This is a genomic window from Oceanobacillus polygoni, assembly GCF_008304605.1.
In the GTDB taxonomy this organism is placed as follows: Bacteria; Bacillota; Bacilli; order Bacillales; family Amphibacillaceae; genus Oceanobacillus; species Oceanobacillus polygoni.
In genome coordinates this window covers 52,969-75,336 of the sequence record NZ_PIJY01000002.1, presented here as the reverse complement: position 1 = coordinate 75,336, position 22,368 = coordinate 52,969, and the positions used below count along the sequence as shown (strand labels likewise).

The following is a 22,368-nucleotide window of genomic DNA, read 5'->3' as shown; positions in this document are numbered from 1 at the left end:
TTAGTAATAATGACATCATGATTAGAATAATAATATTTAGGTAGTATATTGATAGAATGATTGGAAAAAATAAACTATCAAGACACCATCACTGATTCTTCGATTGCTCGAGTTTGGGTGTATTCCTCGGCTAACATCGTAGTTACAAATTCAACTGTTGGGTCGATCTCTTCAACCATAGCTCTTAAAATTTCAACATCTGTATTAAAGAACTCTTTTCTATAGTTAACTTTATTGACTCTCTGTTCACTTAACATTTTATGAAGTTTATTCTCTAACCCAACTGCATCATCGCTAAAAATCAGTGCATGGACATCAAACTTAAATGGAACAGATGCGCTACCTAGTTCGTCAACCCTGTTCTGAGGTTCCATTCTTCTGGTCATACCTATTTTGAACATCTTTTCACCAAAGGATCCTAGGTTAGATATAATATAAACATATCCTGCCTTTCCAAGTGTAAGGCTTGCAATTTCTTCCTTCTTATCATCAATTTCTTTTACCTGCAATTCCAGTTCCTTTAATCTCTTCTGTAATTGCAATATCTTGTCTTCATCTGTTTCTTCTTTTAATAACTTTTTGTTCCTCTCCATCTCAACTGTAAATTTTTGTTCTTCTTTATCAAGCTTTTTCTTTTCTTCCGCAAGTTTCTTTCTTTCCTCTGCCTCTTGTCTCATTTGTTCTTTTATCATTCTTTGTTCTTCTTTTTCCTGTTCACGATAAACATAATATTTATACTCGATGCGAATAAGTTCCATGTACAGTGGTTCAATTTCCGTTAAAAATTTTGTAATAGTGGAGAGGATTGATTTATTTCCATTTGCGCAAATAGCCAAATACTTAGTTATGATATCCTTTACAGACTGAAGAGACTCATCTACCTTATTATATTTTAATTGTAATAATAGAATTTGTACTTCCGCCTGCAATCCAATAACCATAAGATTATAGATTGTTTTATTTCCTTTTGTCGTATATCGATCTTCATACTTACTCAATACATTTTTAATTTCTTTATTCGTGGCATTGGATAACTTTCTTAGTTCTTTTGAATTGTCTGAATGTAGGTGGAGTCTAATAACCGTACCGAGCAATGTTTCCTCATTAAGTTCATTGTTAAGCTCTTCAAGCTGTTGTTCCACTTTTTCAAAGTTTATCGTATAAGGGAATCTTTCATTAAAGTTTTTTAGTCCTAGAACATCTGCTTTATACTTCCTAGCTTGGTTTTTATATCTATTTACCTCTTTCACCAGTTTGGCATGCTCTTCTGTCAGACTTTCAACATCGGATTGATATTCTGTTGTTTTTGCGACAACTGCGGATAAGCTTTCATTTGCTTCCTTAACTATATTCTCTGCCTGGATTTTGGCATTATCTAAAACGCTCTCACGTTCTTCATTTGTTCTGCACTCAAATTCCGCCCTTAAATCAGCAATAAATTTGTCTTGGTCATCGATAATCACCTTATTTTCTTCAATCTTTTTTTCCGTTGTTTTTACATCTTGTAGTAAATCTTGAAGCTTAGAGTCTTTTTCTCTAATTGGTATGTTATGTAATTCATCCTCTTGAATAACCGTATAAAATTCCTTTCTTTTCTTATATTGAACAACTAACAATATTACTGCTGCAATCGCAGGTAATATTAATATACTAAATCCAGCCAACACCATAATTGTAATAGTGGAATACCACCACTTATCTCTATAAATCTCCATTATTCTCTTCCCCCTATTTAAAATATAAAATTACTACAATTTTTATATACTAGTACTATATAACTATGATACCAAACAATAGAACTAAGTAACAGCTCCCCTTCTAGATTGCTAAATTGAAAAATAACATCTAGGTAATGAAGACTTTGTTCCCCGCTATAGTTATTTGATATTATTTGTAGCTAAAAAACTTTAAGGGGATAAGTAATGCGCAAGTTTCTAATTTTGATATTATTATTCGTTATTATTTTGGGTGTATGTAACCAAGAAACTGGAACATTGAATTAGGGTTTCACATAATTAAGTTAGGAGATTTTCCATAAGCTGAAAAACCTCCTAACAACGGATTGAACATATTATAAGTAAATACCATGCAGCGTCTGATAAAGTTGATTAATAGCTGCTAAATGATGGTAATGGATCATGAAGTTGATTCCAATCCAAATTCATTTCGACATCTGACAGTAAACATTGATCTAGACTTTTGATTATTCCTTCTTTATCCATCTCTATCCCTATAAATACTAATTCAGTCATTCTGTCTCCATAGTTGTCGTCCCAGTACTTAGCTAGATCTGGATCTTCTTCTAAAATCACCGCTTGTTCTTGCTTTGGATACGTAGCTATCCACTTTCCTACTTCTTGAATTGCGATGGATGATCCAGCCTGCGATAATAAACCAGAAACATTATTTCTTGACGCCAACCAAAAGAAACCTTTCGATCGAACAACTCCGGTTGGCCAATTATCTAACCATGCACCCCAGCGTTCAGGATGAAACGGCTTTTTTCTTCGATAGACAAAGGAGCTAATTCCGTATTCCTCCGTCTCAGGGACATGCTCTTCATTTAGTTCCTTTATCCATCCTGCTGCCCGACTTGCTTTTTCAAAATCAAATAATCGTGTATTCAGTACAGACTCTAAGGCAACTTTTCCATATTCAGTAGCAATAATTCGAGCATCTGGGTTCAATTGTTTTAAAACAGCTTTTAATTCTTCTCTACTTCCTGCATCCACTAAGTCGATCTTATTTAAAAGGATTACATTAGCAAATTCAATTTGATCAACTAATAGATCAATGACGTCTCGCTCGTCCTTCTCATCTGCCTCTTGATTGCGATCAAGCAAGCTTTCTCCAGATTGATAATCCTCCCAAAAATGACTCGCATCCACTACGGTAACCATTGTATCTAATTCACAACGTTCCCCAAGATCTATTCCAAGCTCTTCATCTTCATAGGTGAAGCTCTGCGCGACTGGTATTGGCTCTGATATTCCCGAAGATTCGATAACTATATTATCGATGTCCAGTTTGGCCAGTTTATCTACCTCTTTCATTAAATCTTCCCGGAGTGTGCAGCAAATACAGCCATTCTGCAATTCTACTAATTTTTCTTCTGTACGACTAAACCCTCCTTTTTTGACCATGTCGGCATCAATGTTCACTTCACTCATATCGTTAACAATAACGGCTATTTTCCTACCTTCTTTATTGTGTAATAAATAATTTAACAGTGTTGTTTTTCCCGACCCTAAATAGCCACTTAACACCGTAACTTGTATTTTCTTTGCCAATAATTTTCCTCCTAGATTCCTTAATCAACAATTAATTGGAGCGGTTTTCCTCATCCATATAAATACAGCTAGCAGTCGTACTAGATTGTTTTGTATATTTACCCTGATACGGTTTTGTTGGTTGATCCGTTTCTGCCATAACCAATTGACAGATTCTTCTTCCTTCCATTAATTCAATTGGAAAACGATTGGAGTTATATAACTCCAGCGTAATCCGACCTTCAAATCCAGGATCTACCCATCCAGCATTTTGTACAAAAAGTCCCATTCTCCCAACAGAACTCCTTCCTTCTACAAAGCCAGTGACATGAGTTGATAATTTAATCCACTCTTTTGTTGTTGCAAGCATAAAGGTATGAGGAGGAATGATTATCGTTTCTTGGTCTCCTATATAAATATCACGGTAGGAAGCTCTCTCACCCATGGATAATTTTCCTGTGCTATGTTCATTTAATGTCATAAAATGGCTGCCAAGCGTTAGATCGATGGACGCCGGCTGAATGTTGGCCTGATTAAAAGGTTCGACAGCTAGCTCACCTTTCTCTAGCTTTTTGAGAATGGTTTGACTCGATAAAATCATTTCTATTCCTCCATTTTTACTTAATTACGATTTCTCAACTCCCAAACAAATGGATCTCCCATCTCAGACCATTCCATGTCCATCTCTTCTGGTGTAAGCAGGCATTGATCAAGCTCCCGAATAATCGTTCCTTTTTCCAGATCAACGCCAATAAATACAAGATTTGTCTTTCGATCCCCAAATTCCGAATCCCAATCGTTTAATATATTTGGGTTTTGCTTGATCGTCTGTTCTTTTTGTACTTCTGGAAGTGAAGCTACCCAATAAGAGACTGGTTCAATAGAGACCGAAGGACCAGCTTGGGAGAGAAGGAGAGCCAAATCATTCCTCGTCGCACACCACGCAATCCCTTTCGCACGTACAATTGACATTGGCATTTGCCTAATCCAATCATAAAAACGCTTCGAATTAAATGGAATTCTTCGACTATACACAAAGGAGTTAATTCCATATTCCTCTGTTTCTGGTGTATGCTCTTCCGGGCCTGCCATTAATTCTTTTAGCCATCCAGCTGATTGACTAGCCGTTTCAAAATTAAACCGACGGGTATTTAAGATTTCTGTTGGATTAACCTTGCCAAATGTTGTATGAATAATTTTGGCATCAGGTTGCAATGTTTGAATAACTTTAGTTAATGAACGAAGTTGTTTTTCCGTCACCATATCGCATTTATTCAATAGAAGAACATCACAAAATTCGATTTGATCGATTAGCAAATCTGCAAGATTACGATCGTCTTCTGTCCCTATCGCTTGCTTTCTATCAAGCAGCCGATCACCAGATTCATAATCATACCAAAAGCGATATGCATCAACGACAGTGACCATCGTATCGAGACGGCAAAACTGAGTAAGATCGATACCCAGTTCCTCATCAATATAGGAGAATGTCTGAGCAACTGGTACAGGTTCGCTTATTCCAGTAGATTCGATTAGGATATAATCGATATTGCCCGCCTTTGCGATTTTCTCAACCTCTATCAGTAGATCCTCCCTTAACGTACAGCAAATACAGCCGTTAGACATCTCAACTAAGTTCTCTTCCGTCCTTGAAAAGTGGCCACCCTTCTCTACTATATCGGCATCAATGTTAATTTCACTCATATCGTTTACAATAACAGCCACTTTCAGTCCATGACGATTATTTAATAGATGGTTTAGCAGTGTTGTTTTTCCCGACCCTAAATAGCCACTTAAAACGGTAACAGGTATTTTCTTTTCCATACGCTTCCTCCTTCGTATTCAATTAAAATAAGTATATAAAACGATAGCTAATAGCAATGTACTTATGATTGACGTAATCATTTGTTTTCCTAGCAGTTTTACAGCGTGTCTCCCGCCTAATTCTTTGTAAATCGTGAACAGAGTTACTAAACAGGAAGATAAGGTTGAAGCTAAATATACGGTTATAAATAGTTGCCATGTCTCCAAACTCTGAAGCAGGGAACCTTGACCCTCGTTCAATACCATCATGCCATCTTTTCTAAAAACAGAGAAAATCACACCAGGAGCAACATCCACTGGTAAGGAAAACAACACCAATATAGGCGTAATCACAGCAGATAAGCCTTTCATTAAATTCAAATAATCAAAAATAGAAGCGACTAAACAAATTATGATAAAAATTGGCATAGCTTGTGTAAAGAATTGTTTTAGCATTCCTTTTAAGCGAAAAGCAGTTCCTCTCCACGTAATTGACTGCAAGTAGGGCAGAGATGACACTGGAGTTAGCGGTAAAGAATTCTTATTCCATACCCTTGTGTGAATAGCACCTACAATAAACAAAATCAGTATATAGGGGAAAAATAATATTGGTTTTCCAGCTGAACCGAACAATGATAATGTTGCCCCAATTTGATAACTGCAAGCAGAGCCAAACGAAATCATAGAGATGCATGAAGCTCGCGTACAGCTACTGCAGCTTCTGCTTTGCATAACAGCCACAACATTACAGCCATAGCCAGTCAAAACTGGTATCAAGTCTCTTCCAGTTAGTCCGATTTTCATCAGCCATGGATTTAATGCATGCGTTATATGTTCCTGTATACCTGTTTCTTCTGTAATTGCAACACTAAGACCGATGAAAAAGACTACTGGAAAAGCCCATAGAAACGAATACCATCCAAGGGTTAATGCGCCATAGTCTCCTATTAATAAAACTTGGAAAAACTCAGGAAAATGAACGGCGTATTCCTTTAATGGAGCTATAATCATCTCTTCTGAAATCGGTTCTACGTAATTCGATAATAGGTATGCAAGAAATACAGGAAAAGCAAACATACTTATGATTAAGAGTAAAGCTAATAAAGGGCCAATCATCTTTTGACTCAGTACTATTTCCAACCAATTTTTATTTTCTGCTTCAGAATCTGAAGGCAGAAAATGGAGCAAACTACTGTTTAGCTTCCATGGTGATGCGTCTTGTATAGCTTCCCATAATTCATCTTGTTCTGCTTCGTCCATAGAACGGCTATTACACCAGATAACCGGTACGTTCAACAAATCCTTTATAAAATGCTTTTCTTCATCACTCGGTTCATATATATCTTTGTGAGTAGCTATAACTGTAACTTTTTTCCCTCTCAGATGGAGCTGTTCTTCTAATAACAGAAGATCATTCTTTAAATGAGGAGATTTCACAACTATAATAATCTCTTCCAAAAACTTAATTTCACCCAAGGTCATTCTCGTAGTCATGCTATCATCTTTAAAACGAATCCCCGGTGTATCGACTAGTTCTACTTCAGCATTTCGTTTCAATCCTCTGCGCGTAAGAACGACAGTTGATCCTTTTACATTGGTTTCAACTCCTGTTTGATGACCAGTCATATGTCTGAATAATGCAGACTTACCTACGGATTCAAGTCCTACTAAAGCAATCAAATTATCCATTCTGTTTTTAACTTTTTCAACATTCACAGCGCTCTCCACAACCTGAAAGGTCATCCAGATAAAAATTTTCCTTCTGATAAAAATCAAGAATATCCAAGTTTAGATTTAGTCGAGAACCAATTGCTTCAGCAAGTACTGCGTATCGTTGACGGAACTTGTATATATAACAAAACACGTGACTACCATGCCTAAGTTCAGGCCCACAAAGGAATAACCCTTGACAGGAAGTTGATTCATCTTGTTCATTAACGAGCGGTTTTCCATGTTCTCCAAATTTAAAAAGATGGGAAATCATAGATGTACTACCCTTGAATCCCGTCGCTAGTATCGGAGAAGTTCGTGTGGTATATTGCTGACCTTCTCGTGTATCTACATAATAAGTATCATCTTTCTTCATGACAGAGCTAACCGTTTGGTCCTCATAAATCTCGATTCTGCCATCGTCTTGTGCTTCTCTCATTCGACTAAATGTATATGGAGATAAAACAATGCTAGGATCACTACTATCAATTTCCCATGTTGAAGTTTTAGCTAAAAGTCGAGATTTTTTGTTGAATCTATTCAATTGATACACTGCATCAATCCCGCTTTCATAGCCGCCTATTACAAGATAGTCATCTGCTTTCATTTCCTCCCAAGAATGAACCTGACTACTATGAATACAGTAGTCTGCACCTGGGAAAACGTCGAAATCTGGGTATTGGTACTCCCCCGCCGCCCAAACAATAAATTTACTAAATAATTTTCCTTTAGAAGTTACTACCTCAAATGATTGGTCGTCATGTTTCATAATTTCTTTTACTTCCAATTTGGTTCGTATCGGTAATTGATAGTGGTCTGCCAGGACTTCTAGATATTCTGCATATTCTTCTCCTGTAGGATGTTCTTCATCTAGCGTATAAGCAGGAGAAGTTTTAGGAGCAACCGCGTTAAGGTCTGTCTGACCAAATCCTTGAGATGGAAAAGAAGGAGTTATAAACCTCATTTCTTTTGGCCACCTGCGAAATGTTTCTCCTATATCCCCCTTGTCTATCATGCAAAAATTTTCACAACCCATTTGCTTTAGCAATATGCCTACCCCAATCCCAGAAGCTCCAGCTCCAACGATAAGAACATCAAAATGCTTATTCATGAAGTCCTCCTTCGTAAATCGTAATCATTACGATTATAATTCAAAAATTTTTTGTTTCATGCATATTTACGGAACAGCTTAGTAAGTCTCTCTTTACGGAAGTCCTTACTACTAAATGATATTAAAAGAGCTTACTACTATTAAATGATTAAAGCGATTTACTGCTATCCCCTAACCTAAATGAATTCACTCTTCCTATGCTCGATCATTTTTCTTCAACGCGTAAATCGTAATGATTACGTATTATATCACTTTAGGCAAAAGATGCAACCAAAAACCTCTTGCATCTAAAATTTCGGTACACCATCGACCCTTAATCGCCAAACACTCCAATAAACCAACAAAGTTTCTATTTTTTCAACAATTATATGGAATCATTGTTTTATTTATGCTATCCTTATAAAAATCTTATTAAACTAGCACAGCTGTTTTAGTTGGCAGCCGCCTGTGCTTTTTTAATTTTCTTTTTATTATGACACTTGAAAACTAAAGGGGGAACAGCAAGATGAGAAAAAGAACTGCTTTTGCACTTATTTCAGCACTATTTTTAGCATGTATGCTTGCAGCTTGTGGACAAGAGTCATCAAACGGTTCAACAGGCTCAACAGATTCGGATACAGAACAGGCTTCCGTTGATATCGGAATGTTGAAGTTGACAAGCTCCGCGCCATTATTTATTGCACTTGAAAAAGGCTACTTTGAAGAGGAAGGCATTGATGCACAGGTTAGCTGGTTTGAAGCTGCACAGCCGATTGCCGTAGCGACAGCGGGCGGCGATGTGGATGTGGGCGCAACTGGGATTACAGCAAGCCTATACAATATGGTTGCTGGCGGTGAAGAACTAGTCATTGTTGCGGACAAAGGAAGAGAACAGGAAGGCTATTCCTCGACAGCATTATTAGTACATAGTGACTCGGATATCGAAACAGTTGAAGATTTAAAGGATAAGAAGATTGGCATTACGCAAACTGGATCAACCTTTCATTACATGGCTGGTAGATTGCTAGAAGAACATGGGCTAACGTCAGCTGATGTGGAAATGGTTCCTGTTAACAGTATTCCAGGTCTAATGGAGACATTGCAAAGCAAGCAAGTGGATGCGGTATTGTTAAACGAACCAAATATTACGATGGTATTAGATGAAGGGTATGGCAAGGTAATTACACAAGTTGGTGATGTGATCGACTATCAAACGTCTGGAATATTTTTCTCTAAATCGTTTGCTGGCGATACAGAAGCTGCGACTAAATTTCTGAAAGCATATGCAAAAGCAACACAATACTATTATGACGCTGTACTGACAAAGGAAAACGGTGAGATTGTACCTGGTGAAAATTACGATGAAGTTATCCAAATCATTGCGGAATACACGGACCAGGAACCAGCTATTATTGAACGTGGCCTGCCATACATGGATCCTTATGGTCAGCTGCTCGCACCCGATATCCAAACCCAAATTGATTGGTATGCAAAGGAAGAGCTCATCGCAGTACCGATTGATGCAGACGAAATTGTAAATACAGACCTTCTCGACCAAGCAATAAAAGAATTGGAGTAGTGAACAACAATGAGCATCGTCATCGAGAATGTAGAAAAAACGTTTATTGATTCAAAAAAGAAAGAAGTTACTGCATTAAAAGATATCAATTTTACTATTGAAGAAGAGGAATTTGTTGTCCTTGTCGGTCCAAGTGGATGCGGAAAGTCAACTTTGTTGAACATCGTAGGCGGCTTATTGTCCCCAACGAGTGGTAGTGTTTACTTTGAGGGAATTAAAGAAAGTAATCCGAATCTAGGTATTGTCTTTCAGGAAATCGCCCTTTTCCCATGGCGTACTGTTTTTGAAAATGTTGTCTATGGTTTGCAAGAAAGAGGCGTCTCCAAAAAACAACAACAAGAAATCGGCAATCACTATATTGATATGGTTGGATTAACTGATTTCAAGGATGCTTATCCAAAACAATTATCGGGTGGTATGAAGCAGCGGGCTGGCATTGCCAGAGCTTTAGCGGTGGAACCGGACTTATTATTAATGGACGAGCCTTTCTCTGCCTTGGATGCCCAGACGCGTACCCTCATGCAGGAGGAGCTGCTCACCATTTGGAATCGCACAAAATTAAGCACGCTTTATGTGACACATAACATTGAAGAAGCGGTTTATTTAGCTGATCGTGTCATCGTATTATCGAGACACCCAGGTCAAATTAAAGAGATTATTAACATCGATTTGCCCAAAACGGGAAGAAACGATGAAAAATATCGCGAACAATCAAGCAAATACGCAGATGAAATTTGGCAGCTCATTCGGCATGATGCTGAAGCGGCCCTGAAGGAGTGATAGCAAATGGAAAAACAAAAACAAGTCATTACGAACCGAGTTGCATTTCTGGATAAAAAAGTTCCATTCTACACTTCCTTTTTAGGCATAGCAGGCATTTTAGTCCTGTGGGAAATCGTATCTCGAATCGGAATCGTTTCCCCATTATTTCTACCTGCACCATCTAACATTGTTATCACAGGATGGGAAATGCTTGTAAGTGGTGAAATATACGGCAACCTGACTGCGAGTCTCTATCGAATTGTTCTTGGCTATGCCATCGGAGCTGCTTGCGGTATTTTAATCGGACTGATTATTGGCTTCTTTCGAACTGCCGACGCGATCGGAACACCGATTGTTTATGCGATTTACCCTATTCCGAAAATCGCTTTACTACCTTTATTTATCCTATGGTTAGGGATTGGCGAATTATCTAAAGTAACGATTATTGCACTTGGTGTCTTCTTCCCTGTTGTTATCAATACATTTTCCGGAGTAAAGAGTGTCGATCCGATGCTTGTGAAAGCTGCCGTCACCTTTGGGTCTAATCGAATTAATGTGATTCGCAAGGTAATTTTACCTGGGGCTCTCCCAATGATATTTGCCGGGTTGAAGCTCGCAGCTGGAACATCTCTCCTGTTACTCGTATCGGCAGAAATGATCGCTGCCCAGGAAGGTATTGGTTCCATGGTGCTCCATTACGGGAACTTAATGATTACATCGAAGCTCATGGTTGGAGTGCTTATTCTGTCCCTTCTTGGCTTAATTTTTAATCGGGCTTTAAGGTGGCTGGAGAATAAACTGATTCCGTGGAAAGAATAAACAAGTGAAAAGGATTAGCTGATGTTTGTAAAACATGCGGCTAATCCTTTTTAAATCTAATATTTAATTTTAAACGCATTAAATTTCGGATCCCCATCTAAGGCTGTTACATCCATTTCACGGACGTTAGCGAATCTAGAGGGTCCTTTTTTTATTAACTCTAAAAACCGAGACATATCTTCTTCATTTCCTTGAGCTTCTATATGCACACTACCGTCGTCTTCGTTTTTCACCCAACCCGTAATATTACATTCCACTGCTGTGTGTTGCGTAAAATAACGAAAACCAACACCTTGTACACGACCGCGCACGTTGACACTTACGTATTTCATTCGCATCACCTCTTGTCCCATAGTATCATAATGAATCCATCCATTGAACCCTTGTTTATTATTCAACAGGCAGCGAATCCTTTTTATTTTTCTATGGCATTTGACATCAGGTCCACTTGTCAAAGCAGGGATTGCTTCTTCTTATGTTCAGGCCAATAGCTTCCTGTTTTCTTCTTCCTTCTCCATAACACTGCAGCGAAAATCAACAATGCAGTCATTACAATCGTAAGCCCGTAGATAAAGAGATCAGTTCCCATATAAAAGAAAATATCTCCTGCGTTAAAACCATTCAGATGAATGCGGTACGGATAGCCTTCTGGATGACTGACTGTAAGAAACAATTCATTATTGTGATAAACGCTAGGCGGTACTTCTTTTGTCATATGAACCATGTTACCGTCTTGGTCTTCATAGGCTAATGCTAGGAAGTATTGACTGCTCACATATCGACCCGCATTCAAGTCAAAATCCCTATCGGTAATCAAAGCTGTTATTTCCTGCTGTTTTCCACCATGAGCTTGAATTGTACTGAAAAGGCTCTTCCCCATAGAAATATAGGAAAATAAAAGTCCGAGGCAGATACCTCCGATGAATATGCTAGATATCAACCGACCGAGCAACTTATCATGTCTTTTCATCCACCTTTCAACCACCGGAATATGGATAAGCTGATAAATGACAAAAAAGAATGGATAGATAAGAAAGACTCCCATCAGAATAAGATGTTCATACAATTTAGAACGTACATCCCTGTCACTGAAAGCTGTACCTAACATTCTACCCTCAATCGTTTCTCCAACTTCCAACTGCTCGAATTCATCTCTTGAGACTTGCGCATATGCGCTAGCTGGATTTTTATAGATAACATTCGTCTCAGTCTCTTCCTCAAACAAGCCATAATAGATCATTCTTCCAAATAGATCACGCTCTGCTGTTTTACCTTGGACTATTTGCTCCAAAGGGGCATCCTTTTGTTGTTGAACCAAAGTATAAAGTTCTTTCGATTCATCAACAAACCCATTCACAAACGCAATGAACACAACTATTCCAATTAAATAGAGAGCGATACGCTTCATTACTTCCATAAACTTTTCCCCTTACATTTCATTCTTATTCACTCTAACAACCTATTCGGTACATTTTTTCATAAGGGAATCTATTTCATCTATGGATAAATGCTCCTACCGTTCCACATCTGAATAATGCAACATCCCATAATTACTAATTTCCGTAATAATTTTGGTCATTTCCTCTGTGGATTCCTGCATGCCACTACTCAACCACTTTTCGATGATATGGATACTACCACTAATTACAAATAAGGTAATATAGTTCAAATGATTTTCACTGATTTGCTTACGCCCTTGTTCCAAATTTGTCCGAATATGGGCTTGTGCAGATTCCATGACATGGTGCTGGAACCCTTTGCTTCCATGATCACTAAAAAGAATCCGAAAATGTTCGCTTCTGCTCATGACATAATCCAGTAAATATTTCGTCATTGCAAGCATTTCCTTTTCCTTCTTATAGTCATATTGAAGCAACGTTTGATTCAGTTCTTGAATAATTTCCTCCTCAATTTGATTCAATAAATCATATTGATCTGTATAGTGACTATAGAATGTTGAGCGATTAATGTCTGCTCGCGCACATAATTCCTTAATTGTTATCGTTGAAATTGGTTTATCATTTAATAGTTCTAACAAGCTTTCCTTTAAAACCATTCGCGTATATTTTTTTCGGCGATCTAATTTTTTCTCCATCGTAAAACCCTTTCATTACCTGTTTTCCAACAGATATTCAATAACCGTTGTGCAAACAACACGATTTACGCAACTGTTTGTTGTGTAACTAACATGATGTATATATAATATTAAGATAAAAGAAAGAAATCATCAAGATATGGGGAAATGACATTGACAAATTTTATCATACGTTTCAAAAAATCCGTCGTTATTTTTTTTCTATCCTTAACGATACTGTCAGCGATTGCTTTCTTCTTTGTAGATGTAAATTATAATATGCAAGATTATTTACCTGAGCAAGCGGAATCGACAGTTGCCTTAAATACGATGGAGCAGGAATTCTCTAACGGCATCCCGAACGCACGCGTTATGATTGAGAATGTCACCATCCAAGAGGCCTTAACATATAAGGCAGAATTAGAAGCAATTGATGGTGTTACAGAGGTTCTATGGTTGGATGATGTTGTAGATCTAAGAACCCCTATCGAGTTCGCAGATGCAGCAACCGTAGAAAATTATTATCAGGATGAAAAGGCACTTTTTTCTGTTACAGTAGAAAGCGGAAATGAAGTCGAAGCAACCAATCAGATTTATAACCTCATCGGGGAAGAAAACGCAATTACTGGTGAAGCAGTAAATACAGCTACACAGCAAGAGATGACCGGTCAGGAGACGATGTATGCTGCATTATTACTAGTCCCGATTATTATTATCATCTTAGTATTATCAACTAATTCATGGCTAGAACCGGTGTTATTCTTAACCGCAATTGGCGTTTCCGTTCTTATTAACCTTGGAACAAATATCTTTATTGGAGAGGTTTCCTTTATTACGCAATCCGTAGCTCCAATTCTGCAACTAGCCGTCTCGCTTGATTATGCGATCTTCCTGCTTCATAGTTTCCAAGATTATCGAAACAAGGAATACAAGCCAGGTGAAGCGATGAGACTGGCAATAAAAGAATCTTTCCCAGTAATAAGCTCCAGTGCATTAACCACTTTCTTCGGTTTTACGGCATTGATGTTTATGGACTTTGAGATTGGTTCGGATTTAGGGCTAAATCTAGTTAAAGGAATTGTACTAAGCTTTATTAGTGTTGTAGTATTTTTACCAGCATTGACATTAGTGTGCTACAACTGGATTGACAAAACAAAGCATAAGACACTTATCCCACCAGTATTTAAAGGTGTTGGCGGGAAGCTAATGAAGTTAAAGATACCTGCGATTGCAATTGTGCTTCTTCTAACAGTGCCAAGCTTTCTAGCACAAAACAGCACCACCTTTACATATGGTATGGGCGAGCAACCAGAGGACACCCGTTTAGGCATGGATATCAGACAAATCGAGGAAACCTTTGGAGTGACGACAGCAATCGTATTATTGGTTCCGAATGATGATATAGGAAAAGAGCTAGAAATGATCCAAGTAATTGAAGATATGGACCATGTCTCTTCTGTCATTGGCTATGCCAATATGGTGGGAAGTACGATTCCACAGGATTTCTTAGAACAGAATGTTACAGAACAATTCTTGTCAGAAAACTATAGTCGAATCATTATCAATACCGATGCTGGAACAGAAGGAGATATTCCTTTTCAGCTCGTAGACAATATACGTGAACTATCTGCCTCTTATTATGGAGAGGATGCACTAACCCTTGGGGAAAGTGTTGCTTTATATGATATGAAAGATGTTGTTACAAAGGATAACCAAATTGTCAATATCCTTACGGTAGTAACCATTGGGTTGGTTTTATTGATAACGTTCCGTTCGATTTCGATTCCAGTCATTTTGTTGCTGACGATTCAATCGGCCGTATGGATTAATCTGGCAGTTCCTTACTTTACGGATACATCCTTAGTCTTTGTCGGCTATTTAATTGTTAGTACCGTTCAGCTGGCCGCAACGGTTGACTATGCCATTCTGTTAACCGAGACGTACAAACACCATCGTCAGCAAATGTCTGCATTACCAGCAATTAAAAAGACACTTGATGAAAAGCTCTTTTCGATTGCAGTATCGGCATCCATTCTTTCAAGTGTTGGATTTATCCTATGGTTGACATCATCGAATCCAATTGTCGGTTCGATTGGATTACTGTTAGGAAGAGGGGCACTGCTTGCGTTTATACTCGTTATCACCTTCCTGCCAGCTATGCTTGTCATGGGAGATAAAATTATTGAGAAGACTTCGTTTCGGATGAAATTTCACAAGGAGGATCACCATGAAGAAGGCAATTAAATGGTTATGGCTAACACTAGCAATCTTTTTCCTTCCCGTGCTCACGACACATGCCTCCCCAAATGCATCAGAGGAGACAACAGATGAAGAGCAGGAAAACGGAAAAATCGCTAGTAAGAATGAAGTTATTTACGCAAATTTACAAGCCGGCGGTAATCTCAAGGGGCTTTATGTGGTCAATTCCTTTGAATTAACTAAGCCAGGTGTTATTGAAGACTATGGCGATTACACAGAAATCAAAAACTTAACCGATACATCTGCGATTGAAAAGGATAAAAACAATATCCGAATACATGCAGAGACCGATAATTTCTACTATCAAGGTAACCTTGGTGCAACAAAGGAATTACCGTGGAATTTTACAATTGACTATTACATCGATGGCAAAGAAGTTAACGCGGAAGATATCCCTGGCATGGCAGGAGATGTCGAAATAATAATCGATGTGAAACAAAATAGAGACGTTCCAGCAACCTTCTTTGAAAATTACATGCTGCAAATTTCAGTCCCTTTAAATACTGATTATTTTCAAGAAATCGAAGCAGAGGATGCAACGATTGCAAATGCTGGGAAGAACAAGCAAATCACCTTTACGATGATGCCAGATGAAGAAAAGAAATTCTCCATCGAAGCAACAACCGACCAATTTGAAATCGACGGTATCGAAATAGCTGCTTTACCACCTTCCATCGCTGTTGATGGACCAGATACCGACAAACTAACAGACGAATTCCGTTCTTTGACCGATGCGATTGGCGAAATTGACAATGGCGTAGGTGAATTACGTGACGGAATGGATGGGTTAGCTTCGGGACTTCATCAGCTTGAAGATGGCTCGGCCCAATATAAAAATGGGATGGATGAATTGAACGGATCTAGCAGTCAATTAACGGACGCCTCTTCACAGATTAATGATGCACTTGTTACCTTACAAGAGGAGATATCAAAGGCAAGTGGCGCTGCAGCTCTAGATGAGCTAGAAGACTTAGACCTAGCAGTCTCTGATATGATATCCGGCTTGGAAGAACTTGCTGATGGAATGGATCAATTCGGATCAAACTACGAAGAAGCAAACCAAGCATTGCAGAAAGCAATAAAGCAAATCCCTGAGCCAAGCATTTCGGAGGCAGATATTGCTGCACTACACGAAAGTGATGCAGATCAAGAAGTAATTGAAGAATTAGTTACTACTTACCAAGCAGCCCAAACAGTTAAAGGGGCATACGAAGCTGCAGCAGAAGCATTTGGATCAGTCGGACCAAGCCTCCATGCCTTTAGTGAATCGACTCGAGAAGTAGCACATTATTTACGAGCACTCACAGATGGCCTTGAGGAATCGATCAGTCAAATCGATGTGGATGATGGCTTCAACCAATTACTCGCCGGCATTGAAGAGATGGCATCCAACTACAATCAATTCCACGAAGGATTGATTGCTTACACAAATGGAGTCAATGAGTTAGCTTCTTCGTATCAAGACATTCATACTGGAATTGGAGAATCTGCAGCAGGTGCTGACCAACTGACAGATGGCGCTGGTGAACTGCGGAATGGCACAACACAGCTACATGATGCAACCATGAGTATCCCAGAGGAAATGCAGGAAGAAATTGATGCCATGCTCTCTCAGTATGATAAATCGGATTTCGAGCCCATCTCCTTTGTATCCGAAAAGAATGATGAACTAACCGATTCAGTACAGTTTGTCATTCGTACCGATACCTTAAAGCAAGAACAAGAAACAGAAACAACGGATGAAGCACCTGAAGAAAAAGAAGGATTTTTTGAAAAGCTGAAAAATCTATTTCGTTAAGCGCTTATTAAAACGCCTATCCCAATATCCAAATCCCCTTATAGCAGGATCTTATAAAAGAGATACTGCTATAGGGGATATTTTTATATAAATGGAGAAAAATGCTGACAAGATTCCTCAAAAAATCCTCTTAGAAGTTCGTGAAGGTTGTATCGAAGAATCAAAAAAGGTAGTATTAAGGAAATAGAAAGTTAATGGAGTGGAACAAATGGAAAATAAAATTAAAATCGGCATTGTAGGCTATGGAAACTTAGGTAGAGGTGCAGAAGCTTCCATTATGCAACAACCTGATATGGAGCTTGTTGCCGTATTTACCAGAAGAAATCCAGAATGCGTACAGGTCTTAAACAGCAATGTAAAAGTATTACATATTGAAGAAGCAGTCAATTATACAGAGGATATCGATGTCATGCTAATCTGTGGTGGTTCTGCAACAGACTTACCAGAGCAGGTTCCACATTTCGCTAACCTGTTCAATACTGTGGACAGCTTTGACACCCATGCAAAAATCCCTGAATTCTTTGCCTCTGTTGATAAGCCTGCCAAGGAAAGTGGAAAAACAAGTATCATTTCCGTAGGCTGGGATCCAGGTATGTTTTCGATTAATCGCGTACTTTCAGAAGCACTATTGCCAGTGGGTGAAACATACACATTTTGGGGGAAAGGCTTAAGCCAAGGCCATTCCGATGCTGTTCGTAGAGTCGAAGGTGTAAAAAACGGCGTGCAATATACCATCCCTTCCGAAAAAGTAATTGAGCAAGTAAGAAATGGCGAACATCCAGCAGGATCGAAAACTGATCGCCATGTTCGTGAATGCTATATTGTTGCTGAGGAAGGCGCAGACCAAGAGAAGATCGAACACACAATTAAAACGATGCCAAATTACTTTGATGAATATGAAACAACAGTCCATTTCATCTCAGAGCAAGAATTGAAAAGCGACCATTCTGCAATGCCACATGGTGGATTTGTTATTCGCAGTGGTCAAACTGGAGAAGGCAATAACCAAATCATTGAATACAGCTTAAAATTAGACAGCAATCCAGAGTTTACAGCGAGTGTGCTAACAGCTTATGCACGTGCTGCATACCGTTTGAATAAAGAAGGACAGACCGGTGCAAAAACGGTGTATGATGTTGCGCCAGGTTATATCTCACCAAAATCAGCTGAAGAATTGCGTAGAGATTATTTGTAAAACGTAGATGTGGTTTTATTTCTAACAACGTATTAAATAATAGTGAGAATCGGGGGCTCTCCTCCTTTTTTCATTGCGTATTTTTTCTTAGAATCTTTCTCTTTGACCAGAGGAAGATTCTTTTTTATTGCGATCTATTGTCAATTTTTTATCGATCGGTATTTGTTAGTGTTTGAATTTTATAATCACCACCTTCTATTTAACATAATATAGCACGCTAAATAAAATAGAAAATTAGTAATATTTTAATTTAATCTGCATATATGAGTTAATAATGGTGGTAAAGACATTTTTGTAAATAGGCTTACGATCATTAGTTAAACAATCTAACGAAAGGAAGCTGATCTCGAGTGGGGAAACTTACAAAATTAGTTGGTGTGGCCGGAGCAGTTGCCGGAGTAACGTATTTATCCAAAAGCGAGAAAGTCAAAGGACAATTTGATAAAGCAATAGAAAAATTCAATTCATCCTATATGAAAAATTTAGGTAAACCTTCAAATATTGATGATGCAAAAATGGTGGATGAAGGTGCCATGACAAGTGTACAGTATTATAATGAACAGCAGGAAAAATCCCAGGGGGAATCTTAGTTTGACTGGAGAAAGCTAATGGATCAAGCAAGCTATATCCAATCACGAATATCTCTAAACTTATTTATTAAAGATATTTCCAACCAACAAGGAAACTATGTGTTGTAACATTTAGAACCCTTTTGTAAACAAGTTAAACCGGGCAACAACCAGCCCGGTTCTTTTCTAAGGCTATGAACTAACCCCTCATGGTGACCTATTTTAGACAAACAGGATAATCTGTATGATAACCAACCACATACAAAGAAGGTGAAAACCGTAGAACTAGAAACAATGCTAAAAGAAATATTAAATACTTCATAACGTCATTCTGAATAACAATGATCTTTCCTTGTCACTTAATCCCCAACATGTTAAAAATCCCTTGCTACATCACTACTATAATGGAACAGGGGACTTCATTATGCATCTATTTCCTTTTAAAACATATTATCAATCAATTGCCATCTATCATTCGCTAATCCATGAGCGCTTGGATTTCTTCTAAGTCAGGCAGCGCATTAATCGCACCTTGCTTCGTAGTAACTAGAGCTGCTGCCGCGTTAGCAAACCTGCCCATTTCAGCCAATTCCTCTACAGAAAGCTTGGTAACATCCTTTTCCATTCTTGCGAAATGATATAAGAAAGCACCGATAAAGGAATCCCCTGCACCAGTTGTATCAACAGCTTTCACTTTGAACCCTTCCACAGATACGTCATCGGTATTCGTATAAAAGCTTACGCCATCCTTCCCACGGGTAACGATTAGCAATGTAGCAGACTCTGCTAAAAGCGAGCGAATTGCTTTCGTTTCTTCTTCCTCTCCAGTGATAAAAGCTAGTTCATCCTCACTCACTTTTAAAATGTCTGCATAAGGGATAAACTGCTGGATCGTCTTTTGATAGGCATCCAGGTCGTCCCACAAATTTTTCCGGACATTTGGATCGAAACAGACCGTTCCACCAGCTTCCTTGATATTACGAATGACTTCTATATGCGCATACTTCACATCTGCTTCAATTAAATCAACGGAGCAAAAATGCAAGATATCATCCGAAGAGAATTCCAATCCCTGCACATCCGCTTTATTTAACAGCATATCCGCACTCGGTTTTCGATAAAAGACAAAATCTCTTTCCCCGTCTTCTTTCAGCGCGACAAATGCGAGTGCGGTATTTGCTTTATTTGTCTGAAGCACATGGCTCACATCCACACCGTTTTTAGATAACATATCCTTTAAATAGTATCCAAAGTGATCCTCGCCAACCTGGCCAATGAAACTACTACGACCACCTAGCTTGGCAACGGCGGCAGCAACATTAGCAGGAGCTCCTCCTGGCATCTTTTTAAAACTCACAACCTCTTCAATAGGAACTCCTATTTCATGTGGAATAAAGTCAATTAACGCTTCCCCAATCGTATAGACCTTCTTCATATTTTTCAACATCCATTTCTATATTATTTCGTCACTTGTAAAATTTCATCTTGCCCAGCTGTTACTTGCTTTATCGTTTTAGCTTCAATATTTCTCATATCATCAGTATTCGTAATGATAATCGGTGTTACGGTACTTTTGGCTTTCTCATGTACGATATCCATATCAAAGTGAATCAGCTTATCCCCTTGCTTCACCTGATCACCTTCTTTAACATATGAAGTGAAGCCTTCTCCATCTAGGCTAACCGTTTCAAGACCAATATGAATTAAAATTTCCGCTCCATTTTCAGCGCGAATTCCGACTGCATGCTTTGTTGGAAATACCTGAATGATCTCCCCATTTACAGGAGAAACAACCTCCCCATTTGCCGGTTTAATCGCAACTCCATCTCCCATCATTTTTTCAGAAAATACGGGATCCGGAACTTCCTCTAATGCTACAACTTCGCCGCTAACAGGGGCAGTTAGCGAAACATCGATTACTTCCTCTTTTTTCTTAAATAGTTTTCCAAACATAATCAAACCTCCAACCTAGACCTTTTAATATTCCGTAACTCTCCTTATACTCCACTTCTGTACATCCATCGTAACATGTCCATCCTTAGCAAAGAAATAGACTCTTTCAATTGCTGGGTCTTCAAATACTCTCGAAGTAAACACTTCTTCTCCATTATTGATAAAAATCTCAATGGAAGAAGTATCTTTAAATATACGGATATTTTGCAAGCTTTCTAACACACAGTGTCTACTTTCTACACTATTCCCCGAAAATGCTCCTCGTTGAAACGTACAAACCTGTGCTTTAGCATCGTAATGGAAGGTACTCTTCTCACCTATTTCCACGGAAAAACTTGCCGCAGCTAAGTTCTTGATAGCTATTTCCAACTCGAACACCTGACCATTTACACGTGGAAGGACCACAGCCTCCTCCGAAACGACCACGCCAGTATGCTGAATCTCATCCTCACGCAACAATTGAAGTTCTTCCACAGGATGTTGAAGCAGTTTTCCTTCCTTCCATTGAAGTTCTCTCGGCAATGTCAGTGCATGAATCCATTCATATTTTATAGTTGGGTGGGTGGACTCCCCATCGTCTGCATTTCCCATCCATCCAACTAAAATTCGCCTGCCCGAAGCATCCTCTGTCGTTTGCGGAGCATAAAAGTCGAATCCCCGATCCAATTCTACAAAATTACGATGTTCAAATGAAACTTTCTCATAATCAACCTTTCCTGTAAAATAGCCTGATTGGAAGATATTATTGTACTCAAAACCTTTTGGCGACAGTCCTTGTGGACATACGACCAAAATTTCATGCCCATTCAGTTCAAATAAGTCTGGGCATTCCCACATATAACCAAAATCCTTCAGACCATTATGACCACTTCCTGCTAAGGCACCTTGAAAGCTCCAATTTTCCAAATCAGAAGACGTATAGACAACTGCCTCACCCTGCTCATTCTCTGTTTGTGCACCCAACACCATGTACCACTGACCGTCTTTCTCAAACACCTTTGGGTCACGAAAATGCGCTGTATAGCCCCCTGGAACATGAATTACCGGTCCTTTTTTTTCAAAATGAATGCCATCTTCTGAAACCGCTAGACACTGATAAGATTCTCTTTTCCCATGTTCATTTTTTACATTGCCTGTATAAAAAACATATAATTTCTCCATAAAAACGACTGCACTTCCGGAATAACAACCGTTCTTGTCATAGTCCTGATCTGGTGCTAATGCTATCGGAGCTTCCTCCCAATGGACCAAATCATCAGATACAGCATGCCCCCAGAATTTAGCTCCATGCTCTGTCTGAAACGGATTCCATTGATAAAACATATGGTACTTTCCCTTGTAGAAGACAAAGCCATTCGGATCATTCAATAACCCAACTAGTGGCATGATATGAAAGTGCAGCCGATAAGGGTCGCCAGCGACAGTCTTTTTCCTATCATCTATATTTTTGTATGCACGCTGTTTTAATTCACTAAATGATTGTTTCAT

Annotated in this window: 19 protein-coding genes; 7 read left to right on the top strand and 12 right to left on the bottom strand. The window is 38.7% G+C overall.

Annotated features, from left to right (window positions below; genetic code table 11):
* Positions 1 to 77 precede the first annotated feature (77 nt).
* From F1560_RS01050 to F1560_RS01025, 6 genes are all read right to left on the bottom strand, one after another.
* Positions 78 to 1,715: a GIY-YIG nuclease family protein gene (locus F1560_RS01050; RefSeq protein ID WP_149472828.1), complete on the bottom strand. Its 1,638-nt coding sequence runs from the start codon at positions 1,713 to 1,715 to the stop codon at positions 78 to 80.
* 393 nt (positions 1,716 to 2,108) lie between these two features.
* The gene (locus F1560_RS01045) at positions 2,109 to 3,290 is read right to left on the bottom strand and encodes a GTP-binding protein (RefSeq protein WP_149472827.1); all 1,182 of its coding nucleotides are present in this window, start codon (positions 3,288 to 3,290) and stop codon (positions 2,109 to 2,111) included.
* A gap of 31 nt (positions 3,291 to 3,321) precedes the next feature.
* Positions 3,322 to 3,870: a dCTP deaminase gene (gene dcd, locus F1560_RS01040; protein ID WP_149472826.1), complete on the bottom strand. Its 549-nt coding sequence runs from the start codon at positions 3,868 to 3,870 to the stop codon at positions 3,322 to 3,324.
* A gap of 20 nt (positions 3,871 to 3,890) precedes the next feature.
* Complete coding sequence (locus F1560_RS01035) at positions 3,891 to 5,093, bottom strand: GTP-binding protein (RefSeq protein ID WP_149472825.1); 1,203 nt, start codon at positions 5,091 to 5,093, stop codon at positions 3,891 to 3,893.
* An 18-nt stretch (positions 5,094 to 5,111) separates the two neighbouring features.
* Positions 5,112 to 6,788, bottom strand: coding sequence for a nucleoside recognition domain-containing protein (locus tag F1560_RS01030; protein ID WP_187773594.1), 1,677 nt, complete (start codon positions 6,786 to 6,788; stop codon positions 5,112 to 5,114).
* Entirely contained in the window at positions 6,778 to 7,893 is a 1,116-nt protein-coding gene (locus tag F1560_RS01025) for an NAD(P)/FAD-dependent oxidoreductase (protein WP_149472823.1), read from the bottom strand. Before F1560_RS01025 ends, F1560_RS01030 begins: the two co-directional genes overlap by 11 nt.
* Positions 7,894 to 8,398: 505 nt before the next feature.
* Between F1560_RS01025 and F1560_RS01020 the strand changes: the two genes are divergently transcribed.
* Genes F1560_RS01020 through F1560_RS01010 form a run of 3 tightly spaced genes read left to right on the top strand, consistent with a single transcriptional unit; the run spans position 8,399 to position 11,032 of the window.
* Positions 8,399 to 9,451, top strand: coding sequence for an ABC transporter substrate-binding protein (locus tag F1560_RS01020; protein ID WP_149472822.1), 1,053 nt, complete (start codon positions 8,399 to 8,401; stop codon positions 9,449 to 9,451).
* Positions 9,452 to 9,460: 9 nt separating this feature from the next.
* Positions 9,461 to 10,231: an ABC transporter ATP-binding protein gene (locus F1560_RS01015; RefSeq protein ID WP_149472821.1), complete on the top strand. Its 771-nt coding sequence runs from the start codon at positions 9,461 to 9,463 to the stop codon at positions 10,229 to 10,231.
* A 6-nt stretch (positions 10,232 to 10,237) separates the two neighbouring features.
* Complete coding sequence (locus tag F1560_RS01010) at positions 10,238 to 11,032, top strand: ABC transporter permease (protein WP_149472820.1); 795 nt, start codon at positions 10,238 to 10,240, stop codon at positions 11,030 to 11,032.
* 56 nt (positions 11,033 to 11,088) lie between these two features.
* Here the strand turns inward: F1560_RS01010 and F1560_RS01005 are convergent, their stop codons facing one another.
* The 3 genes from F1560_RS01005 to F1560_RS00995 all read right to left on the bottom strand — a co-directional run bounded on the left by F1560_RS01005 (position 11,089) and on the right by F1560_RS00995 (position 13,127).
* Positions 11,089 to 11,364 (bottom strand): acylphosphatase, encoded by a 276-nt coding sequence (locus F1560_RS01005; RefSeq protein WP_149472819.1) that lies wholly within the window; start codon positions 11,362 to 11,364, stop codon positions 11,089 to 11,091.
* Between the two features lie 119 nt (positions 11,365 to 11,483).
* Positions 11,484 to 12,449 carry a hypothetical protein gene (locus F1560_RS01000; protein ID WP_149472818.1) on the bottom strand — a complete coding sequence of 322 codons (966 nt, stop codon included), beginning with the start codon at positions 12,447 to 12,449 and terminating at the stop codon, positions 11,484 to 11,486.
* 96 nt (positions 12,450 to 12,545) lie between these two features.
* The gene (locus F1560_RS00995; RefSeq protein ID WP_149472817.1) at positions 12,546 to 13,127 is read right to left on the bottom strand and encodes a TetR/AcrR family transcriptional regulator; all 582 of its coding nucleotides are present in this window, start codon (positions 13,125 to 13,127) and stop codon (positions 12,546 to 12,548) included.
* A 147-nt stretch (positions 13,128 to 13,274) separates the two neighbouring features.
* Here F1560_RS00995 and F1560_RS00990 point away from each other — a divergent pair, with 147 nt between their 5' ends.
* From F1560_RS00990 to F1560_RS00975, 4 genes are all read left to right on the top strand, one after another.
* The gene (locus F1560_RS00990) at positions 13,275 to 15,350 is read left to right on the top strand and encodes an efflux RND transporter permease subunit (protein WP_187773593.1); all 2,076 of its coding nucleotides are present in this window, start codon (positions 13,275 to 13,277) and stop codon (positions 15,348 to 15,350) included.
* On the top strand, positions 15,334 to 17,163 hold the full coding sequence (locus F1560_RS00985) for a WXG100 family type VII secretion target (RefSeq protein WP_149472815.1): 1,830 nt from the start codon (positions 15,334 to 15,336) through the stop codon (positions 17,161 to 17,163). Before F1560_RS00990 ends, F1560_RS00985 begins: the two co-directional genes overlap by 17 nt.
* A 208-nt stretch (positions 17,164 to 17,371) precedes the next feature.
* On the top strand, positions 17,372 to 18,358 hold the full coding sequence (locus F1560_RS00980) for a diaminopimelate dehydrogenase (protein ID WP_149472814.1): 987 nt from the start codon (positions 17,372 to 17,374) through the stop codon (positions 18,356 to 18,358).
* A 350-nt stretch (positions 18,359 to 18,708) separates the two neighbouring features.
* Positions 18,709 to 18,948, top strand: coding sequence for a hypothetical protein (locus F1560_RS00975; protein ID WP_149472813.1), 240 nt, complete (start codon positions 18,709 to 18,711; stop codon positions 18,946 to 18,948).
* A gap of 457 nt (positions 18,949 to 19,405) precedes the next feature.
* On the opposite strand, the gene F1560_RS00970 is transcribed toward F1560_RS00975, so the two are convergent.
* Genes F1560_RS00970 through F1560_RS00960 form a run of 3 tightly spaced genes read right to left on the bottom strand, consistent with a single transcriptional unit; the run spans position 19,406 to position 22,368 of the window.
* Positions 19,406 to 20,362, bottom strand: coding sequence for a carbohydrate kinase family protein (locus F1560_RS00970; protein ID WP_149472812.1), 957 nt, complete (start codon positions 20,360 to 20,362; stop codon positions 19,406 to 19,408).
* A gap of 23 nt (positions 20,363 to 20,385) precedes the next feature.
* Positions 20,386 to 20,880, bottom strand: coding sequence for a PTS sugar transporter subunit IIA (locus F1560_RS00965; RefSeq protein ID WP_149472811.1), 495 nt, complete (start codon positions 20,878 to 20,880; stop codon positions 20,386 to 20,388).
* 24 nt (positions 20,881 to 20,904) lie between these two features.
* A complete protein-coding gene (locus F1560_RS00960) occupies positions 20,905 to 22,368 on the bottom strand; it encodes a glycoside hydrolase family 32 protein (RefSeq protein WP_149472810.1) in 1,464 nt (487 codons plus the stop codon).